The organism is Aquabacterium sp. NJ1 (assembly GCF_000768065.1).
GTDB lineage: Bacteria > Pseudomonadota > Gammaproteobacteria > Burkholderiales > Burkholderiaceae_C > Aquabacterium.
Genome location: NZ_JRKM01000001.1, coordinates 1,222,906 through 1,245,589, shown reverse-complemented (window position 1 = coordinate 1,245,589; position 22,684 = coordinate 1,222,906). Strand labels below are relative to the sequence as shown.

The following is a 22,684-nucleotide window of genomic DNA, read 5'->3' as shown; positions in this document are numbered from 1 at the left end:
CCATGTCCCCCATTCAGTTGCCCCCTTTGGATGCCTCTTCTTCGCCGCCTTGCTCGCCCAGCGAGGTGGCACTGCAGCGGCAGGCCCGTCGCCTGGCCTTGTTGCCTCAAGTGCCCTGGTTGCACCAGGAGGCCGCCCGCCGCCTGGCGGACAAGCTGGCGCCCATCAAGCTGGAGCCCACCTCCTGGATCGATTGGTCGGCCTTTCTGGGTGCGGGTACCGAACTGGTGCAGGCACGCTACCCGCAGGCCCAGCGATGGGTGGTTGAGCCCACAGAGGGCTTGAGGCAGCGCAGCCAGGCTGAGTTGGCGCAGGGTGCCACGCGCTCCTGGAAGACCTTGTGGCGTCGTGAGGTGCCTCAGGCCTGGTCGAGCGAGGCGCTGTTGTCTGCCGGGCATCTGCCGGATGGTGCGCAAATGCTCTGGGCCAACATGAGCCTGCACGCCCACCCCAGCCTGCCTGCGCTGATGGCGCAGTGGCACCGGCACCTGGCGGTGGATGGTTTTCTGATGTGCTCAGGCCTGGGCCCGGACACGGCGCGTGAGCTGCGTTCGGTCTATCAGGCGCTGGGCTGGGCCTTGCCCACCATCGACTTTGTCGACATGCATGACCTGGGCGACGAGCTCGTCAAGGCTGGCTTCGCTGACCCCGTCATGGACATGGAGCGGTTGACGCTGACCTGGGCCACACCCGAGGCCATGTTGCAGGAGTTGCGCACCTGGGGGGGCAATGTGGCGCTCGGGCGCATGCCGGGGCTGCGTACCCCACGCTGGCAGGCGCGCCTGCAGGAGGAGCTCGCTGCACGTTTGACGCGACCCGATGGCCGCCTGGGCCTCACGGTGGAGCTGGTCTACGGCCACGCGATCAAACCCATGCCGCGCGTCAAGATGGCGTCCGAGGCCCGTGTGTCTCTGGACGACATGAAACGCATGGTCCGCAAGCAGGACAAGCCCTGATGGGGTTGTGGCGTCGTTGTATCGCCACGCGTTGATTGTTGCCAGAACTGCGGGTTATTCATAGCACATCGGGCTGGATTGCGTATTGAGACACCTCAAGTGGGTGGCTAGAATGGTTTTGATATTTTGGATGGTGCACCGCATCAAGCCATGTCGAACCCGGCTTCGGAGCAATTTTCCGAGGCTTGCCGGGGCCGACTGGCGTCCGGTCAGGCGCCAGATCTTTCCCATGCCCTGCATGAGTGACCGCGTTCAATCCTTGACGAGCCAAGACATGATCAAAGATCCTGGGTGCAGAGTGAGTCGGATGTCGTCCCTGGGTGGACTCCAGTCCCGAGTGACCTCCATGGGGCAGGCGGCCTCGCTGGCCGTGCTGGGCTTGATGACCCAGGCGAGCTGGGCTGTTGGTGATCTGCCGGGCGGGCCTGCCGTGCGCCAGCTTGATCTGGCCCCACCGGTCACCAAGATCGCGGCCGAGCAGCAATCCCTGCATTACATGATGCTCTACATCTGCACGGCGATCTTCGTGCTGGTGTTCGGGGTCATGTTCTACTCGATCTACGCCCACCGCAAATCGAAGGGCCACAAGTCGGCGGATTTCCATGAGTCCACGACCGTGGAAATCGTCTGGACCGTGATCCCCTTCCTGATCGTGATCGGCATGGCCCTGCCTGCCACCAAGGTGGTCGTGGCCATGAAGGACACCACGAACGCCGATCTCACGGTGAAGGTCACGGGCTACCAGTGGAAGTGGGGCTACGACTACATCAAGGGCGAAGGCGAGGGCGTGCAGTTCATCTCCACGCTGGATGCCTCTCAGCGCGCCCTGTCTGACGCTGGTACGCCCCAAGGTGACAACTACCTGCTCAAGGTCGACAACCCACTGGTGGTGCCGGTCGACAAGAAGGTGCGCATCATCACCACGGCCAACGACGTGATCCACTCCTTCATGGTGCCGGCCTTCGGCATCAAGCAGGACGCCATCCCTGGCTTCGTGCGCGACACCTGGTTCCGTGCCGAGAAGACGGGCGACTACTACGGCCAGTGCGCCGAGTTGTGCGGCAAGGAACACGCCTACATGCCCATCCACGTCAAGGTGCTGAGCGCCGAGGACTACAGCAAGTGGGTGGCCGATCGCCAGAAAGAAATGGCCGCCAAGGCCGATGACCCCAACAAGGTCTGGACGCAAGCTGACCTGCTGGCCCGCGGCGAGAAGGTCTACAACGCCAATTGCGCCGCTTGTCACCAACCCAACGGCAAGGGTGGTGGGGCCGTCAAACCGCTGGACGGCTCACCCAAGGTGCTGAGCGAAGACAAGGCTGTCCAGATCCACGTGCTGCTCAATGGCCAGAACAACATCATGCCTTCCTGGAAGCAGTTGTCTGACACCGAGATCGCCGCAGTGATCACCTTCACGAAAAACCACTGGTCCAACAAGACCGGCCAGACGGTGCAGCCGTCCGAAGTGCTGGCCGCACGCAAGTGATGCGGGCGTGGCCTCAACGGGATCAGGAAAGGATATTTCATGAGCAGCACAGTTCTTGACCATGGCGGCCACGGCCACCATGACGCCCATGCCCACGATGACCACGGTCATCCACATGGCTGGCGCCGCTGGGTCTATGCCACCAACCACAAGGACATCGGGACCCTGTACCTGCTGTTCTCCTTGACCATGCTGATGATCGGCGGCGTGCTGGCGCTGGGCATTCGTGCCGAGCTGTTCAAGCCGGGTCTGCAGATCATGAACCCCGAGATGTTCAACCAGTTCACCACGATGCACGGCATCATCATGGTGTTCGGCGCCATCATGCCGGCCTTCGTGGGCATGGCCAACTGGATGATCCCGCTGCAGATCGGCGCGTCCGACATGGCCTTCGCGCGGATGAACAACTTCAGCTTCTGGCTGCTGATCCCGGCGGCCTTGCTGCTGGTGGGCTCCTTCTTCCTGCCCGGTGGCGCACCTGCTGCCGGCTGGACGCTGTACGCGCCGCTGACCCTGCAGATGGGCCCCTCGATGGACGCCGGCATCTTCGCGATGCACATCATGGGGGCCAGTTCGATCATGGGCTCGATCAACATCATCGTGACCATCCTCAACATGCGCGCACCCGGCATGACGCTGATGAAGATGCCAATGTTCGCCTGGACCTGGCTGATCACCGCCTACCTGCTGATCGCCGTGATGCCTGTGCTGGCCGGCGCCATCACCATGACGCTGACGGACCGCCACTTCGGCACCAGCTTCTTCAACCCCGCCGGTGGCGGTGACCCGGTGATGTACCAGCACATCTTCTGGTTCTTCGGTCACCCCGAGGTCTACATCATGATCTTGCCGGCCTTCGGCATCATCAGCCAGATCGTGCCGGCCTTCGCCCGCAAGAAGCTGTTTGGCTATACCTCGATGGTGTATGCCACGGCCTCCATTGCCATCCTGAGCTTCATCGTGTGGGCCCACCACATGTTCGCCACCGGCATGCCGGTGACGGGTCAGCTGTTCTTCATGTACGCCACCATGCTGATCTCGGTGCCCACGGGCGTGAAGATCTTCAACTGGGTGGCCACCATGTGGCGCGGCTCCATGACATTCGAGAGCCCCATGCTGTGGGCGGTGGGCTTCATCTTCGTGTTCACCATGGGTGGCTTCACGGGCCTGATCTGCTCTGTGGCGCCCATCGACATCCAGATTCAGGACACCTACTACGTGGTGGCGCACTTCCACTATGTGCTGGTGGCCGGCTCCCTGTTTGCGCTGTTCGCAGGCTTCTACTACTGGGCGCCCAAGTGGACAGGCGTGATGGTGCCTGAGTGGAAGGGCAAGCTGCACTTCTGGTGGTCGCTGATCGCGTTCAATGTGACCTTCTTCCCCATGCACTTCCTGGGTCTGGCTGGCATGCCACGTCGTTATGCCGACTACCCCATGCAGTTCGCCGATTTCAACGCGATCGCGTCCGTCGGGGCCTTCTTCTTCGGCTTTGCGCAGGTCTTCTTCATCTTCGTGGTGATGATCCCCGCCATGCGTGGCAAGGGCCAGCCGGCACCGGCCAAGCCTTGGGATGGTGCCGAAGGTCTGGAATGGGAAGTGCCTTCGCCCGCACCGTTCCACACTTTCGAGAACCCGCCCAAGCTGGATGCCACCGCCACGCGCGTGATCGGTTGAGCCTGAAAGGACTGGCGCCATGAGCACCCGACTGAAAGAGCAAGACCGCCAGCGCAACCTCAGGCTCGCGCTCATCCTGGCTTCCGTGGCCGTGACCTTCTTCGTCGGTTTCATCGCGAAGATGGTGATGTTCTCTCACCATTGACTCCAACAGGTTGAACTGCCGTGAGCACCGAAGCCCTTCAGATGGATGAGGTTGCAGGCCGCAAGCGCAAGTGGTTGCGCAGGGCCAACCTGGACATGGTGGGCAAGCTGGTGGTGATCGTGGGGCTGATGTTCGGCTTCGGCTATGGCATGGTGCCGCTCTACAAGCACATCTGCACAGCCCTGGGTATCAATGTGCTGTCCCTGGCCGAGCAGCAGTCGCCAGGTGCGTTGGCTTCCAGCAAGGTCAACACCCAGGTTGATTTGAGCCGCTCCATCACGGTCGAGTTCGATGCCAATGCGCGTGGCCCCTGGGATTTCAAGTCCGAGGTCCGCTCCGTTCGTGTGCACCCGGGCGAGGTCACCACCGTGATGTACGAGTTCCGCAATCGGCAGGACCGGACCATGACTGCCCAGGCCATCCCGAGCTATGCCCCCAAGCAGGCCACCTCGCATTTCAACAAGCTGGAGTGTTTCTGCTTCAGCGAGCACACGCTCAAGCCGGGTGAAAGCAAACGCTGGCCCGTCGTGTTCGTGATCGATCCCAAATTGCCCAAGGACGTGTCGACCATCACCTTGTCCTACACCTTCTTCGAGGTGGGGGGCAAGGTGCCGATGGCGCCCAAGGGTTCGGTATGACGGTGTGTGATGACTGACGATCTACGCGATGCCTCCCAGCGCAAGGGCTCTTTTGGCCAGACGCTCAAGGCGGTCGCGTGGTCCTTCTTCGGGGTGCGCAAGTCGAGTGACTATGCGCAGGACGTGGCCAAGATCAACCCGGTCCATGTGATCGTGGCAGGGGTGCTGGCGGCCGTGTTGTTTGTTGTGGGCCTGGTCTTGCTGGTGCGATGGATCGTCACCAGCGGCGTGGCCCAGTGAGTGTCGTGACGGGTGTTGTTTCTTGAGGAGCACATAGATGTCCACTGCGGTGACCAAAGGGCAAGCCCCTTATTACTTCGTGCCGGGGCCCTCGCGGCACCCGATGATGGCGGCCGTCGGGCTGTTCTTCGTGGTGCTGGGGGCCGGGCAGTGGGTCAACGGCGTTGAATGGGCGCCTTACTGCGTGCTGGCCGGCTTCATCTGGTGGGCCGTGGTGCTCAAGCAGTGGTTCTCGGATGCCATCTCTGAAAGCGAACGTGGCCTGTACGGCGACCGCATCGACCTGTCCTTCCGCTGGAGCATGGCCTGGTTCATCTTCTCCGAGGTGATGTTCTTTGGCTCCTTCTTCGGTGCCCTCTACTGGGCGCGCCTGCATGTGTTGCCCAACCTGGGCAGCATCGACAACGCCTTGTTGTGGCCTGACTTCAAGGCTGTTTGGCCCTCCGAAATGGCCGGCATGACAGCGTCGCCTGCTGGTACCGTGGAGCCGTTCCGCACCATGGGCCCATGGCCGATTCCCACCATCAACACGGCCTTGCTGCTGACGTCTGGTGTCACCTTGACGATTGCGCACCACGCGCTGCGCGAGAACCTGCGCGGCAAGTGCATCGGCTTCATGTGGCTGACCGTGCTGCTGGGGGCCACCTTCATCAGTTTGCAGGCTTTCGAGTACTACGAGGCTTATCACCACCTGAACCTGAAGCTGTCGTCGGGCATCTACGGCTCGACCTTCTTCATGCTCACGGGCTTTCACGGCATGCACGTGTTCGTCGGCATGCTGATGCTGCTGTTCATCACCTTGCGTTTGATGAAGGGCCACTTCACGGCAGACAAGCACTTTGGCTTTGAAGGCGCAGCCTGGTACTGGCACTTCGTGGACGTGGTCTGGTTGGGCCTGTACATGGTGGTGTACTGGACTTGATCGCATCACGGCGTGCGGGGCTCAACAAAGGCCCTGCACACCCACCATCCGGAGCGCCCTTGCGGCGCTCTTTTACTTCAGGGGCACGCCCGTCGGGTGGATCCAGCCCAGCTTGTAGCTCAGCAAGATGAACAGAAACAGCGCGATCGACAGCCCCACGCGCAAGGCCAGGGCCTTGACCATTCGGTTGGTTTTGGGCTGCCCGTCACGGCCATCTTGCAACATGGCGCGGCCAGCCAGCGCCAGTGCCATCACAATGGCCAGCAATGCAAATGCGATCACGATTTTCATGAACACGGATTATGGGTGCCCCGGTGTGACCGGAGGAGGGCAATGACCCCAGGGCAGCGACGCATCGTGGTCTGGCTGGTGGCCCTGCTGTTGACGGCCTTGACCGTGAAGCTGGGCTTCTGGCAATTGAGCCGTGCGGCCGAGAAACGGCAGGCGCATGAGCACATGCTGGCCCAGCGCACACAGGCGCCCTGGCGCAACGACGACTGGCCTTGTGACCCGTCTTTGAACACAGAGCGCCTGCCCTTTTACAAGCCCGTGGCCCTTCAGGGGCGATGGCTTGTCGACAAGACGGTTTTCCTGGATAACCGGCCCATGGATGGCATGAGCGGTTTTGTCGTGGTCACGCCTTTGTTGCTCGATGGTGGTGCAGGGGGCTGCGGCCGTCGCGTCGTGTTGGTGGAGCGGGGCTGGGTGCCGCGCGATGTGCATGACCGCAGTGCGCTGCCCTCCGTGCCCACCTCAACCGGGCTGGTGAGCGTGCAGGGGCTCGTCACACTGGGGCTCTCCAGGACTTACCAATTGGGTGACGAGGCCATGCCCGCCAAGCAGACTGGCCCGCTGTTGAGGCAGAACGCCGACGTGGCATTCTGGCGCCACTGGCTGGGGCAAGCCCCCTTGGCTGGTGCCGTGCTTCAGGTGCAAGCTGAGGCACCGGCCGAACATGCCGACGAACATGCCGAAGTTTTGCGCCGCAACTGGCCCGAACCGGGGCTAGGGCAGGACACGCACCTGGCCTATGCCGCGCAGTGGTTCGCCATGGCCGCTGGCATCATCGGCCTCACGGTCTGGTTCCAAATCATCCGCCCACGACGAGCAAGTGCACATGTCCCATCCTGATACCGCGCAGGCCGATCCCATGATCCAGTTGAGCGTGCACAGCATGCCCACGCCCGCCAGCGAAGAACCCGCGCAGCGCACGCGCGCAGGCCGCCTGAAGATGCTGCTGGTGTGGGCCGTGTGCGCGGCCCCCGTGGTGGCGTCGTACTTCACCTACTACGTGATCAAGCCGCAGGGCCGCGTCAACTACGGCACCTTGATCACGCCGCCCAGGCCGATGCCTTCTGACGCCAATTTGCCGCTGCTGGATCAGCAAGGGCATGAGGTCAAGGCGGCCTCGCTCAAAGGGCAATGGCTGTTGGTGACGGTGGCGAGTGGCGCCTGCGACCAGCGTTGCGAGCAGCACCTGTATCTGCAACGCCAGTTGCGCGAGACGCTGGGCAAGGACAAGGATCGCCTGGACCGGGTCTGGTTGATCACGGATCAGGCTCCGGTGCGTGCGGCGTTGCAGGAAGGCTTGAAGAACGCCTGGGTGCTGCGGACCTCGCCGGTCGACCTCGCGCGGTGGCTGGCACCGCAGGAGGGGCAGGCCCTGGATGCACACCTTTATCTGGTCGACCCCCGTGGCGACTGGATGATGCGCTTCCCCGTGGATGCCGACCCCTCGCGGATCAAGAAGGACCTGGCGCGCCTGATGAAGGCCAACGAGTCCTGGGATGAACCGGGGCGCTGAGAGGACACAAGGCGCATGCTTGGCCTGATCAATCTGAACCCCGCACTGGAAGTAGCCCTGCTGGGCGCCTTGCTGGCCCTGTTGCCCGCGAGCGTGGTGGCGCTGCGTGCCCGCAGGCAAGGCTTGCAGGGCTGGCCTGCCTGGCAGCGGGTGCTGACCGTGCTCACCCTGTTTCTGACCATCGATCTGGTGGTGTTTGGTGCCTTCACGCGCTTGACCGATTCCGGCCTGGGTTGCCCCGATTGGCCGGGCTGCTACGGTGAGACCAGCCCTTTTGCCGCGCACGATCAGATCAGCGCTGCGCATGCGGCGCTGCCGACGGGCCCGGTTTCCCAGAGCAAGGCGTGGATCGAGATGGTGCACCGCTACCTGGCCACCGCCGTGGGGGCGCTGATCACCGCGCTGATGGCCCTGGCCTGGTGGATGCGTGGGCGCGCAGGGGCCTTGTCGCCCTGTTGGGCCACGGCGGCTTTCATCTGGGTGTGCGCGCAAGGCGCATTCGGCGCGCTGACTGTGACGCTCAAGCTTCAGCCCATCATCGTGACGGGCCACCTCATTGGCGCCATGCTGGGCGTGGGCCTGCTGACGGCACAGGTGCGTGTGCTGGAAGTCGTCCAACTGCCGCCAGCCTTGCGCCTGAGCTGGCAGCGCGCGCCTTTGCGCAGGCTGGGCTGGGCGGTGCTGGCCTTGCTGGCCCTGCAGATCGCGCTGGGCGCCTGGGTCAGCACCAATTACGCCGTGCTGGCTTGCACCGAGGTGCCCATGTGCCAGGGGCAATGGTGGCCGGAGATGGATTTCCGCATGGGTTTTCATCTGCTGAGACCGCTGGGCGGCGATGGCCAGGGGGCCTTCATCACGCTGCCCGCGCTCACGGCGATCCACGTGCTGCATCGCCTGGTGGCGGTGGTGGTTTTGCTTGCTCTGGTAACATTCGGGGCCCTTTTACGCCGCTGGTCGATCACGGCACAGGCGGGTGCGCAGGGTGACCATCCCTGGCGTCACGATGGCCGCATCCTGTGGCTGCTGGCGGGCTGGCAACTGCTCAGCGGCTTGAGCAATGTGGTGCTGGGCTGGCCGCTGGTGGCCGCACTGGCGCACACCCTGGGTGCGGCTTTGCTGGTCTGGCGGCTGGTGCGTGTGCTGATCTGCGTGTCGCCCCGGGCGAATGCGCGGTCCGGTCAGGCCAGCACTGGGCCACGCAGCTTGAACGCTCGGCCGCATCAGGGACTTCACGCTGGCGAGCCACAGGCGTCGTCCTCATAGTGGCTATCCAGATTCCAGAGTTCATGCATGTCTGACGCAATCGCTTCTCCCGCCAACGAGCTTGGCGCGTCACCCCCCGTGCCATCGAGGTTCCGGCAGTTCTATGTGCTGACCAAGCCCCGCGTGGTGCAGCTGATTGTGTTTTGCGCGGTCATTGGCATGTTGCTGGCTGTGCCAGGCATGCCCAGCACATCGGAGGCGCTTACCGCGCTGGCGGCCTGCATCGGCATCTGGCTGGTGGCCGGCGCGGCCGCTGCGTTCAACTGCCTGATCGAGCAGGGCATCGATGCCCGCATGAAGCGCACGGCCTGGCGCCCCACCGCACGCGGCGAGCTGACCCTCTGGCAGACGCTGAGCTTCAGTGCCGTGCTGTGCGGCGTCGGCATGGCCATCCTGGCCATCTGGGTGAACGCGCTCACCATGTGGCTGACGCTGGGCACCTTCGTGGGTTACGCCGTGATCTACACGGTGGTGCTCAAGCCCTTGACGCCGCAGAACATCGTGATCGGCGGTGCATCGGGGGCCATGCCGCCGGTGCTGGGCTGGGCCGCCATGCGTGGTGCGGTCGAGCCCGAGGCGCTGATGCTGTGCCTGATCATCTTCCTGTGGACGCCGCCGCACTTCTGGGCGCTGGCGCTCTACCGCGTCGAGGACTATGCCCGCGCCGGCTTGCCCATGCTGCCGGTGACCCATGGCAACGCGTTCACGCGCCTGCATGTGCTGCTGTACACGGTGATCCTGCTGGCGGGCAGTTTGCTTCCCTTCATCTACGGCATGAGCAGCTGGATCTACCTGTGGTCCGCGCTGAGCCTGGGCCTGGCATTCCTGGCTTACGCTTTTGCGCTGTGGCGGCGTTACAGTGACGAGCTGGCCCGCAAGACTTTCCGCTTCTCCATCATCTACCTGATGCTGTTGTTTGCCGCCTTGCTGGTCGATCATTACTGGACGATCTGAGCAAGCTCATGCCACCAATTTATTCTTCGACACGCCGCAAGGTGTTGCTGGCCGGCCTGGCCGCCTTGTCTCTGGCTGCGTGTGACAAGCCCGGTGCGCCTGCGCCCAAGGCCGACACCCCTCAGGCCAAGTTCAACGCCGTGGACATCACCGGTGCGAACTACGCCCGCAAGCTTTCGCTGACCGATTACAACGGCAAACCGCGCCAGCTTGCTGATTTCAAGGGCAAGGTGCTGTTCGTGTTTTTCGGCTTCACGCAATGCCCTGACGTGTGCCCCACGACCATGGCCGAGCTGGCCGAGGTCCGCAAGCGGCTGGGTGCCGATGGCGAGCGCCTGCAAGGCGTGTTCGTGAGCGTAGACCCGGAGCGCGATACGCCCGAGGTGCTCAAGGCCTATCTGCAGAACATGGACCCGAGCTTTGTGGGCCTGCGTGGCTCGCTGGCGCAGACCGAGGCCACGGCGCAGGAGTTCAAGGTGTTCTACCAGAAGGTGCCCACCAAGAACGGCAGCTACACCATGGACCACACCGCGGGTGCCTTCGTGTTCGACCCTGAAGGCCAGGTGCGCCTGTTCGTGCGCTACGGCATGAAGGTCGAGGATCTCACGGCCGACATCCGGCAGCTGCTGGCCCAGGCGAAGCACTGATCGGCAGCGTGCCGATCAGGCCGCGCACGATCAGGACGCCAGCAGCGTGAAGCTCTGGCGGCCGCTCCAGCTCTCGTCCGGGCCCAGGGTGATGGGCTCCAGGATGTTGCCACCCTCCACGCACAGCATGTGCTGCCAGCCGTCTGGCGGCATGTCCTTGAGCGCGGCGCATTTGTCCGGGCCGGGGTTCCACAGCACGACATCAGGCAGCTGGTCGGCCTCGATGGCCAGGCGGCGCGGGCCGTCGCGCAGCAGCAGGTTGCGGGCCTTGGCGTAGATGCGGTCCACCTCACCGGAGAAGCGTTTCTCAGGGTGGTCTTCCACTGTTTCGCCACCGGTCAGGCTGTCCACATAGTGGCAGCCCTCCAGCCCTTGCAGTCGGGCTTGCGACAGGTCGGGCACGGCCAGGTAGGTGTGCAGGGCAGCAGCAAAAGGCCAGCTGGTCTCGCCAGGGTTGTGGGCGTAGAGCTCCAGATCCAGCCGCTGGCCGCTGATCGACACGGTCAACTCCAGCGTGAAGCTGTGTGGCCACAGGGCGCGGGTCTCGGCGTTGTCGTCCAGCGCGAGGGTCAGTTGAGCGTGGTCCTTGGCGCGGCTGCTGCTCTCCACAGCCCAGGTGCGGGTGCGCGCCAGGCCATGGCGGGGCAGGCTGGTGTCCGGGCCGCGTTGTTCGAACTGAGGGAAGATCACGGGCACGCCGCCGCGCACGGCCTGGCCTGGGCCGGCCACAGCCTGGGGGGACAGGTACAGCTGTTCGCGGCCGCCCGCAGGGATCCAGGACACCACATGGCCACCGTGCAGCAGCACAATGGCTTGCGCCCCATCGGGGGCTTGTACGCGCACAGCTGGTTGGCCCAGCACCTCGGTCATCGGGAAAATCAAGTCGCTCATGCCGAGAGTATCCATCCTTCGATGGGGTTGACGTTGCTGGGCATGCCCCAAAGGGCTGCGCCTTGCTCGTGCTGCTGATGCGCCCAGCCCGCCAGCATCAGGCACAAGGCGGCGTCCAGGCGGTCGCCTTTGGGGTCTGACACGAGTTGATCCCTTTGGGCGGGGCTGAGCTTGAGCCGCAGGCCCAGGCGGCTGCGGCCTTGTTCCAGCGCGTCGACCAGGTCCATGCGGGCGATGAGGCGTTCGTTGGTTGCGTCGGTCTCGCTCTTGTAGCTGCGCTTGCCCAGCAAATCGCTGGCGAGCAAGCCGGGGTAGGCTTCGAACGCGACGGCTTGGGGGCGTCCTTGGCGCAAGCCGGGCAGGGTGATGTTGGCCTCAACCAGCCGGGCCATGCCTTCGAAGTACATCTTGCCCACGGGCACATAACGCGTCTGCAGCGGGCTGGTGCTGGAGGTGCCCGGTGCAGCCTGGTCGGTAGGGCGGTGCAGCAGTTTGCTGCCGGCGGGGCGATCGGTGTGCCAGCTTTGGCCCCAGGTGTCGATCAGGTTCTGAAAGCCAGCGCGGTTGCCGCAGTGGCGATGCAGGGCTTGAATCAGGCGGTCCGTGGTCTGGCCTTGGGCTGGGTCATCCAGCTTGGCCAACAGTGTAGGCAACTCGCCGGGCCCATGCGCGCACAAGGCGTCGACAAAGGGTTTGGGCAGGCCAAAGGGGAAGTCGCAGCCCATCACGAAGCCTTGGCCCAGCTCCGGGTGATCAGGTGCGAGCAAGCCCTCCAGCTCGGTGAGCGTGGGCAACTCGTCCACCCGGTCGAGCTTGACGACGTGCCCGGCTCGGCGCCCCCAGGCCAGGGTCAGCGGTTTGCGTTTGCTGGGTGCGCAGCTGAAGTCCAGGCCCAGCAACTGGGCGGGGCTGGATGAGGGCGTGTTCAGCAAGGCCGCGACACGATGGAGGCCGTGGCGATCAGCTCTTCGAGCAGCGCGATCGACACTTTGCCCGACACCGCGTAGGGGTCCAGCACCGGGCGTTCGGAGTACTTCAGCAGGATCGAGGGGTTGACGCGCGCCAGGTTGACCTGGCCCATGGTCCAGCCGGCAAAGCGGCGCTCGGTGATCTCTTCGTAGCTCAGCAGCACGACATCGCGGTGGCGCGGGTCCTGGCTGATGGCGTTGTACAGCTGGCTGACCGCATCACGACCACCTTCGAGCACCTGCATGAAGATGTCGCCGCTGTAGCAGAGCAAGCCCGTGATGCCCAAGGCCGGGTTGCCCTTGCGCGAAGCAGCCAGGATGCTGTCCACGATTTCAGGGGTGAGGGCCTCAGCCGCGCGGCTGGCATACAGCAGACGTACCAACATGGGGCTCAGCCTTTCTTGTGGTTGACCAGCGAAAGGAATTCTCGCCGCAGATTCGGGTCCTTGAGGAAGGAGCCGCGCATGACGCTGTTGATCATCTTGGAGTCCATGTCCTTGACGCCGCGCCAGTGCATGCAGAAGTGGTCGGCCTCCATGACCACGGCCAGGCCATCAGGGTTCATGTGAGATTGCAGCACGTCGGCCACCTGGGTCACGGCTTCTTCCTGAATCTGCGGGCGGCTCATGATCCAGTCGATCAGGCGCGCGTACTTGGACAGGCCGATCAGGTTGGAGTGCTCGTTGGGCATCACCCCGATCCAGACCCGGCCGATGATGGGGCACAGGTGGTGCGAGCAGGCGCTGCGCACGGTGATCGGGCCCACGATCATCAGCTCGTTGAGCCTTTCCGCATTGGGAAATTCCGTGACCGAGGGGGCAGCGTGGTAGCGGCCGCGGAAGATTTCGTTGAGGTACATCTTGGCCACGCGGCGGGCCGTGTCCTGCGTGTTGTGGTCGCTGTCGGTGTCGATCACCAGGCTGGCGAGCACGGTGTTCATCTTGGCCTGCACCTCGTCAAGCAGCTTGTCCAGCTCACCCGGCTCGATGAACTCGGCGATGTTGTCGTTGGCGTGGAAGCGCTTTTGCGCAGCCTTGATGCGCTCGCGGATCTTGATGGAAACCGGCACACCCTCGTGCTCGGATGCCTCCGTGGTGGGGGCTTCCGGCTTGGTGGTATCGATGGCTCTGAGCGAGGGAGTGGTCATGGCGCGTCCAATGACAGGGGGATGACAGACCCTCGATGCTAACAAGCGCGGGACAACCTTGTTGCTTGTCCGGATTGCAGTTGCACGCCTGGGCGCGCAATCTGGCCGTGAACAGGGTTTGTTCAGTCCTGGTGGCAGACCGCCGCAGTGGGGTTCTGGACGCAGACGCGTGCACGGCAGGTGGCGGCCTCCGGGCCGCTCAGGCTGCTGCAGCGGCGCTTGATTTCATCCGCCGCAGATTCAACGACCGGGCGGGGGCGGGTGTGGGCAAACATGGCTTCCAGCAGGGCCACGTCTTCATCATTGCGGCTGCTTGCCTGAGGGCGCTTGCCTGCGGGTGCGGCGGGCCTGGCTTGCTTGCTGGTGTCTTGTGAGGTGGGCGTGGCCATGGCCAGCACGGTGGGCTTGGCGGGTTCGGCTTTGGCTGTGGCGGTTGTTGCGGCGGCGGTTGTGGCGATGACCGACGACTTGGGCACGACAGGCAGGGCCGACGCTGCCTTGGCCTCGGTGTTCAATTTTGCAGGGGCAGGGTTGGCACCATGGTTGATCACAGGCGTGGCAATGGCCACGTTCTCGATCACCGCAGCTTGCTCGGTGCGTGTTGGCGCGATGGCCGCCGTGCGCGCTGGCGGTGGCGCGACCAGGGCGGCCAGCGGGTTGTCCGGGCTGACGCGGGGGGGGGCGGCAGGCCTGGTGGCCTCGCGATGGTCCGCTGGCGCCTGATCGGCCGCATCTGCCTTGGACGAAGCGGCGTGCCCGTTCACCAGAACCATCACGAAACTGGCCAGCAGGCTCAGCACGCCCACGGCCATCAGGCCCAGCAAAGCCTTGGTCTGCCAGTTGCTGCGCTTCTTCTTCGTGATGCCATGGATCTTCATCGGGCCGCGCGCGGGGCGGCGGGTTGATTCCAGCGTCGATAGAATGCGCACGCGCTGCGTGTCGCCGTCAAAGCTGCTGGGCTCGTTGTCCATGCCTGCAAACAGGCTGGGGCGATCCAGGCTGGGACGGCCGGGTTTGTCTGGTGTGAGGTGGCGGGCAGATCGCCCACCGCTGTGCTGGCTCAAGCCGGTCTCCCTAGGTTCTTTGCGTAATCGGCGGATTCTAAGGACGGCTGGTCTTCGGCGTCATGGGGTGGCCAGCAGTCAGCAAACAATAGTTACAAAAATGGTGCGAACAGGGTGGTTATGGTTGGCTTTTCTGCTGGGCTGCGGCGTGCTGGCGCTGCGGGCCTTTCCGCATTGGCGTGATCGTTTGCGCGAGGCTTGCCTGAGCTGGTCTCGCCGCGGCGCCCGGCGCGGGCAGTCATGGGGGCGCCAGGTGCAGTCGGGGCGTGAGGCCGTGGTGGGTGGTGTGCTCGGGCAGGCCCAGGCTGCGCAGGCCTGGTGGCAGGCACGCTGGATGTGGGCCGTGGGCAGCGTGCTCTTGCTGCTGGCCCCGGTGCTGATGGTGCTGGGCTGGAGCCTGCATGGCCCGCGTGCACTGGATGGTTTTGATGACCGGGTCGACCCAGGCAACCGACAGGTGGCGCATCTGCTGGCCGGTGAGCAACTGGTGCCGCCGCCCCCCTTGCCGCCGGCCGTGTTCACCACGGCCGAGGTCGAGATCGTGCGCCCGATGCTGTCGAGCGCCGACCGCCGCTGGGATCAGATGGATGCCGAGTTCGTGCAACGTGTCCTGGCCGTGTTCAAGATCATGAAAGAGGAGCACGGCTACGAGATGGCGCTGCTGGAGGGCTACCGCAGCCCCGAGCGCCAGGCCATGCTGGCGGCCAAGGGCAGCAATGTGACCATGGCCGGTGCCTGGCAGAGCTACCACCAGTACGGCCTGGCGGTGGACTGCGCCTTCTACAAGGACGGCAAGCTCGTGATCTCCGAGAAGGACCCCTGGGCTATGCGTGGCTACCAGCTCTATGGGCAGGTGGCCGAGCAGGTGGGCCTGACCTGGGGTGGCCGCTGGCAGATGATGGACCTGGGGCACATGGAGTGGCGCAAGCCCGCCGCGAAAGCCGCCATCCGGGCCGCGGGTAACCGCTGAGCGCATTTGACACAGTTGGTAACGGTGCGACCCCTCCAGCGGGGGGGCTTGATGGCGCGTGCAGCCTTTAGACTCGCCCCGCACCGGAGAGATCCGGCTGACACAAACAACATCAGACAGGGAGCTTGACGCCATGGGCCGTCCATTCATCGTATTGGGTGACACCACCGATCACGGTGGCACCGTGGTCGAGGCTTCCGGCACGACTGACACGCAAGGCAAGCGCATTGCCCGCGTGGGCGACCAGGTGACCTGCCCCAAGCGCAGCCATGGCACGACCGTGATCGTGTCAGGTGACCCCACCATGATCATCGACGGCAAGCCCGCCGCACGCCATGGCGACAAGTGCGCCTGCGGCGCCACCCTCATTGCCGCTCAGGCCGTGTCCACGGGCAACTGACGCTGGCAGGTCATCACACATCAACGGGTAAACGGGTCGGGGTCGGGATCGACACGGTCATCAAGCAGGCAGTCAGAGCATGACCAAGGTATTGAAGGCAGGCGCACTGTGGTTGGCGATCACCATCATCGTGTGGCTGATCACCATCTGGCATTGGCAGAACAATGCACACGACGCCAGCACGGGCGAGATCGTGGGGCAGCTGTTTGTGCTGCCTGTGGCGCTGACGGCGTTCTTGCTGCTGGTGCTGTGGGGTGTGAAGCGGCTGCGTGCGCAGGCGGCGGCGCCCGTGGTGCCGGCTACCAAGGCCGCCGAAGGTGCGCCAACGGTGGCTTCGGTCCATGCGGTGTCGGATGAAGCGCAGCGTGCCTTGTCAGCCTGGGTGCTGGCCGAAGCGGTCACGCTGGCGGCCGGTAACGATGCGGGCGCGGCCTGGGCCGGTTTGCAATCTCACACCGTGCGCCCTGAGCTCGACAGCGAGCTGCAGGATGTGGACGGCCTGCCCATCTTCACCTCGCGCGTGGCCGATCTGGACGTGCGTGACTGGCTGGATGCCCATGCCGAGTTGATGCAGGAGCCTGCTTTGTCTGAACCGGTGCTGCGCGGCCTGGCCTTGCTGGAAGCGCCTTTGCACCAGATGCTGGATGCCGTGAGCGCCCTGGCGCCATCGGGTGTGATGGCCGCGGCAAGCGGCGCAGAGAGCAGCACAGGCGAGGGCGCATCAGGTACCGCCATGAAGGCGCATCTGTCTGGTGTCGCCGCCCCGGTCAACAAGGCGCAGGTGCAGGCGCGATCCGCGCTGGCGCCCCAGCTGACCGTGCGCCTGCTGTTGCCTGCGCAATGGGCGACCAGCGAGCGTGATACCGCGGTGGAGTGGGTGCGCAGCCAATGCGGCGCGCTGCTGGACTGGGCTGAAGCCCATCAGGCCAAGGGGCTGCGCTGGCTGACCGAAGCCGTCGAGCGGCCTGAAGGTTTCTGGGACGAGGTCGACCGCCAGATCGTGCAATGGTCGCGTGACCCACGCCCCGAGCTGCTGCTGATCCTGGCGGTGGACAGCGCCGTCAATGAGCCCAGCGTCGAGCGCATGCAGGCCGTGGGCGAGTTGTTCACCTCGTCGCACCAGACGGGCAGGGTGCCCGGTGAGGCCGCTGCGGGCCTCTTGCTGGCCAACGAGCATTGGCCTTTGCAGGCAGAGCCCGAGGTGCCGCCCGTGCGCATGTGGCGCCCCGTGCGGGCCACGCGCGACAAGTCGGCCGATGCTGCCGGGCGTGTGGGCGCCGCCGTGCTGGGCGCGGCGCTGCAGCAGGCGTTGGCCTTGAACCAGGCCGACAAGGACCGCTTGCTGGTCGTGTCCGATGCTGACCACCGTGCCAGCCGCACGGCAGAGTTGTTCGAGGCCTTGCAGGAGGTGGTTCCCGGTGTGGATCCCATGCTGGCCGTCACCCGCGTGGGTGAGTCCTGCGGTGACATGGGCCTGGCACGGGCCCTGGTGCCTTCCGCCCTGGCGTGCACGGCGCTGCGTGCGGGCGAGGTGCCCGATCAGGTGGCCGTGGCCACGCACGTGCAGTCTTCTCATGAGCGGGTGGTGGTGGCGCTGGCACCTTGGGGTGCCGCCCTCGCTTCAACCTGATCGACATTGGATATGTCCATGCAACGAATCTGGCAGTTTCTTCTTGACCCCCGCGTGCTGGCCGTCATCGGCCTGGCGGCCCTGGCGGGTTTCCTCCTGGTAGGCGCAGACGCCTTGCGCATCGGCCTGGTCTGGGCCGTGCTGGTGCTGGGCTTGCTGCTGCTGGCCTGGGCCATCGTGTGGGGCGTGCGCCGCTACAAGGCCCGCAAGGCCGCCCAGTCGCTGGAAAACGCCATGGATGCAGAGGCCGACAAGGCCATGAAGGCGGCCGCCAAGGCCGGCAAGCAGGATGAAGTGGCTGCCGTGCGTGAACGCATGGCCGAGGCCGTCAAGCTGATCAAGTCGTCCAAGCTGGGTGAGACCTCTGGTTCGGCCGCGCTGTACGAACTGCCCTGGTATGCCGTGATCGGCAACCCGGCTGCGGGCAAGAGCTCTGCCGTGGTCAAGTCCGGCCTGAAGTTCCCGTTTGCAGACAGCGCCGACAACGTCATCCAGGGCATCGGTGGCACACGCCATTGCGACTGGTACTTCACCACCGAAGGCATCTTGCTGGACACCGCAGGCCGCTACTCCGTGCACGAAGAGGACCGCAAGGAGTGGATGGGCTTCTTGTCGCTGCTCAAGCGGCATCGCCCCAAGGCGCCGCTCAATGGCGTGATCATCGCCGTGAGCATCGCCGAGCTGGGTGCCAACCGCCCCGAGTTCGCCATCGACCTGGCCCGCAAGCTGCGCCAGCGCGTGCAGGAGCTGACCGAGAAGCTGGAGGTGTTCGCACCCGTTTATGTGGTGTTCACCAAGGCTGACCTGATCGCCGGCTTCGTCGACTTCTTCGAGGATCGCGACCGCAGCGAGCGTGACAAGGTCTGGGGCGCGACCCTGCCTTATGACACCACCGGGACAGTGGATGCCGTGTCGCAGTTCGAGACGCATTTCGACGAGCTCTACCAGGGCCTGAAGGAAGCCTCCGTGGCGCGCATGTCCCTGCACCGGGGCGAGCAACTGCCGCCCGGCGTGCTGACCTTCCCGCTGGAGTTCGCCGCGCTCAAGCCGGCGATGCGCACCTTCATCAACACGCTGTTTGAAGAGAACCCGTACCAGTTCCGGCCCATCTTCCGCGGCTTCTACTTCACCAGCGCCGTGCAGGAAGGGCAGTCCACCAGCCGCGCCAGCGAGCGCGTGGCCGAGCAGTTCGGCTTGCAGCTGCAACCGGGTACATCGGCCGCGGTGTATTCCAACAGCGGCTTCTTCCTCAAGGAGCTGTTCTCGCGCGTGATCTTCGCGGACCGCCAGCTGGTCCAGCAGTACACGAGCCGCACCAAGCTGCGCTTGCGGTATGCCACCTTCTTTGGTGGCGTGCTGCTGCTGGGCGCGCTGCTGGCCGCCTGGACCTGGTCTTACATGGGCAACCGCGAGCTGGTGGCCCATGTGCAGGCTGATCTGGTCAAGGCCCAGCAGGTGCAGGACAACCGCGTGGACCTGCAATCTCGCCTGGAGGCCCTGGAGATCCTGCAGGATCGCCTGGAGCAGATGCAGCGCTACCGCCAGACGCGGCCCTGGTCGATCGGCTTGGGGCTGTATCAAGGGCAAGCCATTGAAGACCGTTTGAAGGAGGAGTATTACAACGGCCTGCAGGTGGTGATGCTCAAGCCCACGGCGCAGGCCATTGCCGCTTATCTGGGCGACGTCAACGCGCACGCAGCCGATCTGCGCCCATTGCAGTTCCTGCCTGATCCCAATGCGCAACCGGTTGCAGCCACGCCCGTGGCGACAGCGGCACCCGGCGTGATCACCGAGCATGCCAATGGTGACCCCGTCACCGAGGCGCCCGCTGCAGGCTCGCCTTATGCCAACGCGTCCAGCACCAACGTGACCGAGGCCTACAACGCCTTGAAGGCCTACCTGATGCTGGGTGACCGCAGCCGACTGGAGCCCGGCCACATGAGCGACCAGCTCACGCGCTTCTGGCGCACCTGGCTGGACGCCAACCGCGGCAACATGCCGCGCGAGCAGCTCATCCAGAAGGCCGAGCGCATCATGTCATTTGCCATGGCGCAGATGAACGATGCGGCCTTCCCCGAGCAGGACCTCAACATCAGCCTGCTGGACCAGACCCGAGACAACCTGCGCCGTGTCATCAAGGGCATGCCGGCACGCGAGCGCGTGTACGCCGAGATCAAGGCCCGTGCCGCCACGCGCTTTGCCCCGGTGACGGTCGCGCGCCTCGTGAGCGACGCCGACCGCCAGGTGGTGGCTGGTGGTTATGCGGTGTCGGGCGCCTTCACGCGTGAAGCCTGGAACGGCTACATCAAGGACGCGATCAAGGATGCGGCCAACAGCGAGCTGCAGTCCACCGACTGGGTGCTCAAGACGGCCTCGCACGATGACCTGACCCTGGAGGGCAGCCCCGAGCAGATCCAGAAGTCGCTCACGCAGCTCTACAAGGCCGAGTACGTGCGCGAGTGGCAGAAGTTCATGCAGAGCATCAGCGTGCAGGACTTCGGCAGCTTCGAGGTGGCCGTGGCCAACATGAACCGCCTGGGTGACCCGACCAGCTCGCCCGTGGGCACCTTGCTCAAGACCTTGTACGAGCAGACCTCGTGGGACAACCCCAGCCTGCTGGACGAGCGCCTGGGCCAGGGCAAACGCACGTTCATGGAATGGTTCAAGCAGAGGGTGCTGGGCGCCGTGCCCTCACCGGTGACCATCAATGCCGAGATCAACCTGGACAAGGAAAAGAACAAGCCCATGGGGCCCATCGGCAAGGAGTTTGAAGCCGTGGGTCGCCTGATGGTGCCGCGCGAAGATGGGGCGCCCATGATCAAGCCTTATCTGGAGTCCCTGTCCCGCATCCGTTCGCGCTTCAACCAGATGAAGACCCAGGGCGACCCGGGCCCTGCCTCGCGCCAGCTGATGCTGCAGACACTGGAGGGCGGCGGCGAGCTGGGTGAAGCGCTGAAGATGGTCGACGAGCAGATGCTCAATGGCATGAGCGATTCGGCCCGTGCGACGCTGCGCCCCTTGCTGGTTCGCCCCTTGATGCAGGCTTTCGCGGTCATCGTCAAACCGGCAGAAGCCGAGCTCAACCGCGTGTGGATGGCGCAGGTGTTCGAGCCCTATCAGCGCACCCTGGCCAGCAAGTATCCGTTTGACCGCAGCTCGCGCATGGAGGCCGCACCTGGCGAGATCGCCAAGGTGTTTGGCGCCGAAGGCGTGATCGCCAAGTTTGTCGAGCAGTCGCTGGGTGCCCTGGTGCTCAAGCGCGGCGACGGCGTGACGCCGCGCACCTGGGCCGACATGGGCTTGCGTCTGCGCCCCGAGTTCGTGGCGGGCCTGGGTTCGTGGATTGCGCCGCTCAATGGGCAGGCTGCCGGTGGTGGTGGCAGCAGCGCTGCAGCGGGTGGTGGCGCCACCGCAGCGGCCGACGCGCAGACGGTTTTCCAGATCCTGCCTTTGGCAGCGCCTGGCCTGACCGAGTACACGGTGGACATCGATGGCCAGGTCATGCGCTACCGCAATGGCGCGGCCAGCTGGACGCACTTCGTGTGGCCAGGCCCAGGCACGCCGGGGGTGCACATCACCGGCATGACGCTGGATGGCAAGCCGGTCGAGTTCTTCAATGAATCGGGCCGCTTCGGGCTGGAGAAGATGATCAACGCCGCGCAACGCAAGCGCATCGACAACCAGCTGTTCGAGCTGCGCTGGCCTCAGGGCGCCAACTCGGTGGGTGTGCAGCTGCGCATCATCTCCAATGCCGCGACGCCTGCCCCTGCCGCTCCGGCTACCGCTTCAACCGGTGGCAATGGCCCGCAAGCCAGACCGGGCGCGCTGCCGTCGATCATTGCCGGCCCGGATGAGGCCATGGCGAACAACAACAAGCAGGAAGGTTCCGCATCATGAGCGCGGTGCGCACATCCTCCACGGAGTTGCTGTACTTTGGCAAGGTGCCGTCCCGCGGTGACTTCGTTCGCAGCGCGCAGCATGCCGCGCTCATCACCAGCCTGGACAAGTGGCAGTCGCAGACCATGGACCGCCTGGCCATGGACCCGCGCTGGAAGCTGATCTATGACGCAGCCCCCGCCACGCAATTTGCCATCCTGGGCACCGACAGCGCCGTGGGCCTGGCGGGGCACTGGCTGGCCAGCCAGGACGCCTCCGGACGGCGCTTTCCCTTTATCACCGCTGGCGCTTTTGACCTGGCGCAGCCGCGTGATTTCGCGCCGCTGGGGCCCGTGGCGCTGTCACGCCTTTGGGCAAGGCTGGAGCAGGTGGCGCGCGTGGCGCATGCGGCCATCGAGCTGGAACATGCTCAGGCCAGCCTCACCGGGCCGCTGGATGTGGATGTGAACCAGGCCGCCGCGCAGCGCGCCTTCGATGACTTCCTGGAGACGCACACCGTGGCCAGCCTGGAGCAGATGCTGGCGGCCAGTGGCACGCGCCTGTCGGTGCGCCAGGCCACGCTGGCGCTGGGCATGCTGCTGCAGCCGGCCATGGCCCAAGGCGCGGCCAAGCTCAACAAGGTGCTGTGCCTGCCCCTGGTGGCCGATGCCGCGCTCAAGGGCCCGGTGGCAGCCTACTGGCTGGCTCTGATCACGGGTTTCTTTGCTCGGCACCCGCTGGAACTGGGGTTGTTCATCACCCAGGTCCAGGGGTGCCCCTACATGGTGCTGGGCTTCCAGGGCGCGTCGGCGGCCACGCTTCAAGCGGTGATCGACCCGGCCTTGCTGCAGGAGCAGGGTGTGCACCTGTTGGAGGCCGATTGGGTCGAGGACGAGGTGGACGCAGATTACGGCTTGCGCAAATTGTCCAACTACCTGCGGGATCCGGCCTTGTCGCTGGCGCAAGCCTTGAGCACCTACCGCGAAGTGTTCCTGGGAGTCTGATGTGA

23 protein-coding genes are annotated in these 22,684 nt (G+C 64.8%); 17 read left to right on the top strand and 6 right to left on the bottom strand.

Going from position 1 to position 22,684, the window contains the following annotated elements; translation table 11 throughout:
• The first annotated feature begins 2 nt into the window (after window positions 1–2).
• From JY96_RS05405 to JY96_RS05380, 7 genes are all read left to right on the top strand, one after another.
• The gene (locus tag JY96_RS05405) at window positions 3–956 is read left to right on the top strand and encodes a hypothetical protein (RefSeq protein WP_035035603.1); all 954 of its coding nucleotides are present in this window, start codon (window positions 3–5) and stop codon (window positions 954–956) included.
• A gap of 346 nt (window positions 957–1,302) precedes the next feature.
• Entirely contained in the window at window positions 1,303–2,442 is a 1,140-nt protein-coding gene (gene coxB, locus JY96_RS05400; RefSeq protein ID WP_235334025.1) for a cytochrome c oxidase subunit II, read from the top strand.
• A 39-nt stretch (window positions 2,443–2,481) separates the two neighbouring features.
• Window positions 2,482–4,116, top strand: coding sequence for a cytochrome c oxidase subunit I (ctaD, locus tag JY96_RS05395; RefSeq protein WP_035035597.1), 1,635 nt, complete (start codon window positions 2,482–2,484; stop codon window positions 4,114–4,116).
• Window positions 4,117–4,135: 19 nt separating this feature from the next.
• Window positions 4,136–4,261 (top strand): cytochrome oxidase small assembly protein, encoded by a 126-nt coding sequence (locus JY96_RS23810; RefSeq protein ID WP_235333861.1) that lies wholly within the window; start codon window positions 4,136–4,138, stop codon window positions 4,259–4,261.
• Window positions 4,262–4,356: 95 nt separating this feature from the next.
• Window positions 4,357–4,899, top strand: coding sequence for a cytochrome c oxidase assembly protein (locus JY96_RS05390; protein WP_235334024.1), 543 nt, complete (start codon window positions 4,357–4,359; stop codon window positions 4,897–4,899).
• Between the two features lie 9 nt (window positions 4,900–4,908).
• Window positions 4,909–5,139, top strand: a complete 231-nt coding sequence (locus JY96_RS05385; RefSeq protein WP_035035591.1) for a DUF2970 domain-containing protein — start codon at window positions 4,909–4,911, stop codon at window positions 5,137–5,139.
• 37 nt (window positions 5,140–5,176) lie between these two features.
• Entirely contained in the window at window positions 5,177–6,061 is an 885-nt protein-coding gene (locus JY96_RS05380) for a cytochrome c oxidase subunit 3 (RefSeq protein ID WP_035035588.1), read from the top strand.
• A 72-nt stretch (window positions 6,062–6,133) separates the two neighbouring features.
• Here the strand turns inward: JY96_RS05380 and JY96_RS05375 are convergent, their stop codons facing one another.
• Complete coding sequence (locus JY96_RS05375; protein WP_035041366.1) at window positions 6,134–6,352, bottom strand: twin transmembrane helix small protein; 219 nt, start codon at window positions 6,350–6,352, stop codon at window positions 6,134–6,136.
• 42 nt (window positions 6,353–6,394) lie between these two features.
• Here JY96_RS05375 and JY96_RS05370 point away from each other — a divergent pair, with 42 nt between their 5' ends.
• The 5 genes from JY96_RS05370 to JY96_RS05350 are packed head-to-tail and all read left to right on the top strand — an operon-like array spanning window position 6,395 to window position 10,729.
• The gene (locus JY96_RS05370; protein ID WP_035035586.1) at window positions 6,395–7,192 is read left to right on the top strand and encodes an SURF1 family protein; all 798 of its coding nucleotides are present in this window, start codon (window positions 6,395–6,397) and stop codon (window positions 7,190–7,192) included.
• Window positions 7,179–7,865: a hypothetical protein gene (locus JY96_RS05365; RefSeq protein WP_035035584.1), complete on the top strand. Its 687-nt coding sequence runs from the start codon at window positions 7,179–7,181 to the stop codon at window positions 7,863–7,865. Before JY96_RS05370 ends, JY96_RS05365 begins: the two co-directional genes overlap by 14 nt.
• A gap of 15 nt (window positions 7,866–7,880) precedes the next feature.
• Window positions 7,881–9,128: a heme A synthase gene (locus tag JY96_RS05360; RefSeq protein WP_052162166.1), complete on the top strand. Its 1,248-nt coding sequence runs from the start codon at window positions 7,881–7,883 to the stop codon at window positions 9,126–9,128.
• A gap of 27 nt (window positions 9,129–9,155) precedes the next feature.
• Window positions 9,156–10,082 (top strand): heme o synthase, encoded by a 927-nt coding sequence (cyoE, locus tag JY96_RS05355; RefSeq protein ID WP_052162165.1) that lies wholly within the window; start codon window positions 9,156–9,158, stop codon window positions 10,080–10,082.
• A gap of 8 nt (window positions 10,083–10,090) precedes the next feature.
• Window positions 10,091–10,729 carry an SCO family protein gene (locus tag JY96_RS05350; protein ID WP_052162164.1) on the top strand — a complete coding sequence of 213 codons (639 nt, stop codon included), beginning with the start codon at window positions 10,091–10,093 and terminating at the stop codon, window positions 10,727–10,729.
• A gap of 30 nt (window positions 10,730–10,759) precedes the next feature.
• Here JY96_RS05350 and JY96_RS05345 read toward each other — a convergent pair whose 3' ends face one another.
• The 5 genes from JY96_RS05345 to JY96_RS05325 form a co-directional block, all read right to left on the bottom strand.
• On the bottom strand, window positions 10,760–11,620 hold the full coding sequence (locus tag JY96_RS05345) for a D-hexose-6-phosphate mutarotase (RefSeq protein WP_035035583.1): 861 nt from the start codon (window positions 11,618–11,620) through the stop codon (window positions 10,760–10,762).
• Window positions 11,617–12,552 (bottom strand): DUF429 domain-containing protein, encoded by a 936-nt coding sequence (locus JY96_RS05340; protein ID WP_235333860.1) that lies wholly within the window; start codon window positions 12,550–12,552, stop codon window positions 11,617–11,619. Before JY96_RS05340 ends, JY96_RS05345 begins: the two co-directional genes overlap by 4 nt.
• Window positions 12,546–12,974, bottom strand: a complete 429-nt coding sequence (locus tag JY96_RS05335) for a BLUF domain-containing protein (RefSeq protein WP_035035581.1) — start codon at window positions 12,972–12,974, stop codon at window positions 12,546–12,548. Before JY96_RS05335 ends, JY96_RS05340 begins: the two co-directional genes overlap by 7 nt.
• Window positions 12,975–12,979: 5 nt before the next feature.
• On the bottom strand, window positions 12,980–13,735 hold the full coding sequence (folE, locus tag JY96_RS05330) for a GTP cyclohydrolase I (RefSeq protein WP_035035579.1): 756 nt from the start codon (window positions 13,733–13,735) through the stop codon (window positions 12,980–12,982).
• A 122-nt stretch (window positions 13,736–13,857) separates the two neighbouring features.
• On the bottom strand, window positions 13,858–14,799 hold the full coding sequence (locus tag JY96_RS05325) for a hypothetical protein (protein ID WP_152606364.1): 942 nt from the start codon (window positions 14,797–14,799) through the stop codon (window positions 13,858–13,860).
• Between the two features lie 124 nt (window positions 14,800–14,923).
• Between JY96_RS05325 and JY96_RS05320 the strand changes: the two genes are divergently transcribed.
• The 5 genes from JY96_RS05320 to tagF all read left to right on the top strand — a co-directional run bounded on the left by JY96_RS05320 (window position 14,924) and on the right by tagF (window position 22,679).
• On the top strand, window positions 14,924–15,769 hold the full coding sequence (locus JY96_RS05320) for a M15 family metallopeptidase (protein ID WP_235333859.1): 846 nt from the start codon (window positions 14,924–14,926) through the stop codon (window positions 15,767–15,769).
• A 133-nt stretch (window positions 15,770–15,902) separates the two neighbouring features.
• Complete coding sequence (locus tag JY96_RS05315) at window positions 15,903–16,169, top strand: PAAR domain-containing protein (RefSeq protein ID WP_035035574.1); 267 nt, start codon at window positions 15,903–15,905, stop codon at window positions 16,167–16,169.
• Window positions 16,170–16,248: 79 nt separating this feature from the next.
• A complete protein-coding gene (locus JY96_RS05310) occupies window positions 16,249–17,799 on the top strand; it encodes a hypothetical protein (RefSeq protein WP_035035572.1) in 1,551 nt (516 codons plus the stop codon).
• An 18-nt stretch (window positions 17,800–17,817) separates the two neighbouring features.
• Window positions 17,818–21,696: a type VI secretion system membrane subunit TssM gene (gene tssM / locus JY96_RS05305; RefSeq protein WP_035041358.1), complete on the top strand. Its 3,879-nt coding sequence runs from the start codon at window positions 17,818–17,820 to the stop codon at window positions 21,694–21,696.
• On the top strand, window positions 21,693–22,679 hold the full coding sequence (gene tagF / locus JY96_RS05300) for a type VI secretion system-associated protein TagF (protein ID WP_035035571.1): 987 nt from the start codon (window positions 21,693–21,695) through the stop codon (window positions 22,677–22,679). The genes tssM and tagF overlap by 4 nt, the downstream gene beginning before the upstream one ends.
• Window positions 22,680–22,684: the final 5 nt, after the last annotated feature.

Coding starts and splice junctions, on each gene's coding strand:
- coxB (WP_235334025.1), top strand. CDS start 1,303: ATGGGGCAGGCGGCCTCGCTGGCCGTGCTGGGCTTGATGACCCAGGCG.
- JY96_RS05335 (WP_035035581.1), bottom strand. CDS start 12,974: ATGTTGGTACGTCTGCTGTATGCCAGCCGCGCGGCTGAGGCCCTCACC.
- tagF (WP_035035571.1), top strand. CDS start 21,693: ATGAGCGCGGTGCGCACATCCTCCACGGAGTTGCTGTACTTTGGCAAG.
- JY96_RS05315 (WP_035035574.1), top strand. CDS start 15,903: ATGGGCCGTCCATTCATCGTATTGGGTGACACCACCGATCACGGTGGC.
- JY96_RS05375 (WP_035041366.1), bottom strand. CDS start 6,352: ATGAAAATCGTGATCGCATTTGCATTGCTGGCCATTGTGATGGCACTG.
- JY96_RS05380 (WP_035035588.1), top strand. CDS start 5,177: ATGTCCACTGCGGTGACCAAAGGGCAAGCCCCTTATTACTTCGTGCCG.
- ctaD (WP_035035597.1), top strand. CDS start 2,482: ATGAGCAGCACAGTTCTTGACCATGGCGGCCACGGCCACCATGACGCC.
- JY96_RS05365 (WP_035035584.1), top strand. CDS start 7,179: ATGTCCCATCCTGATACCGCGCAGGCCGATCCCATGATCCAGTTGAGC.
- folE (WP_035035579.1), bottom strand. CDS start 13,735: ATGACCACTCCCTCGCTCAGAGCCATCGATACCACCAAGCCGGAAGCC.
- JY96_RS05405 (WP_035035603.1), top strand. CDS start 3: ATGTCCCCCATTCAGTTGCCCCCTTTGGATGCCTCTTCTTCGCCGCCT.
- JY96_RS05310 (WP_035035572.1), top strand. CDS start 16,249: ATGACCAAGGTATTGAAGGCAGGCGCACTGTGGTTGGCGATCACCATC.
- JY96_RS05360 (WP_052162166.1), top strand. CDS start 7,881: ATGCTTGGCCTGATCAATCTGAACCCCGCACTGGAAGTAGCCCTGCTG.
- JY96_RS05370 (WP_035035586.1), top strand. CDS start 6,395: ATGACCCCAGGGCAGCGACGCATCGTGGTCTGGCTGGTGGCCCTGCTG.
- JY96_RS05350 (WP_052162164.1), top strand. CDS start 10,091: ATGCCACCAATTTATTCTTCGACACGCCGCAAGGTGTTGCTGGCCGGC.
- cyoE (WP_052162165.1), top strand. CDS start 9,156: ATGTCTGACGCAATCGCTTCTCCCGCCAACGAGCTTGGCGCGTCACCC.
- tssM (WP_035041358.1), top strand. CDS start 17,818: ATGCAACGAATCTGGCAGTTTCTTCTTGACCCCCGCGTGCTGGCCGTC.
- JY96_RS23810 (WP_235333861.1), top strand. CDS start 4,136: ATGAGCACCCGACTGAAAGAGCAAGACCGCCAGCGCAACCTCAGGCTC.
- JY96_RS05390 (WP_235334024.1), top strand. CDS start 4,357: ATGGTGGGCAAGCTGGTGGTGATCGTGGGGCTGATGTTCGGCTTCGGC.
- JY96_RS05345 (WP_035035583.1), bottom strand. CDS start 11,620: ATGAGCGACTTGATTTTCCCGATGACCGAGGTGCTGGGCCAACCAGCT.
- JY96_RS05385 (WP_035035591.1), top strand. CDS start 4,909: ATGACTGACGATCTACGCGATGCCTCCCAGCGCAAGGGCTCTTTTGGC.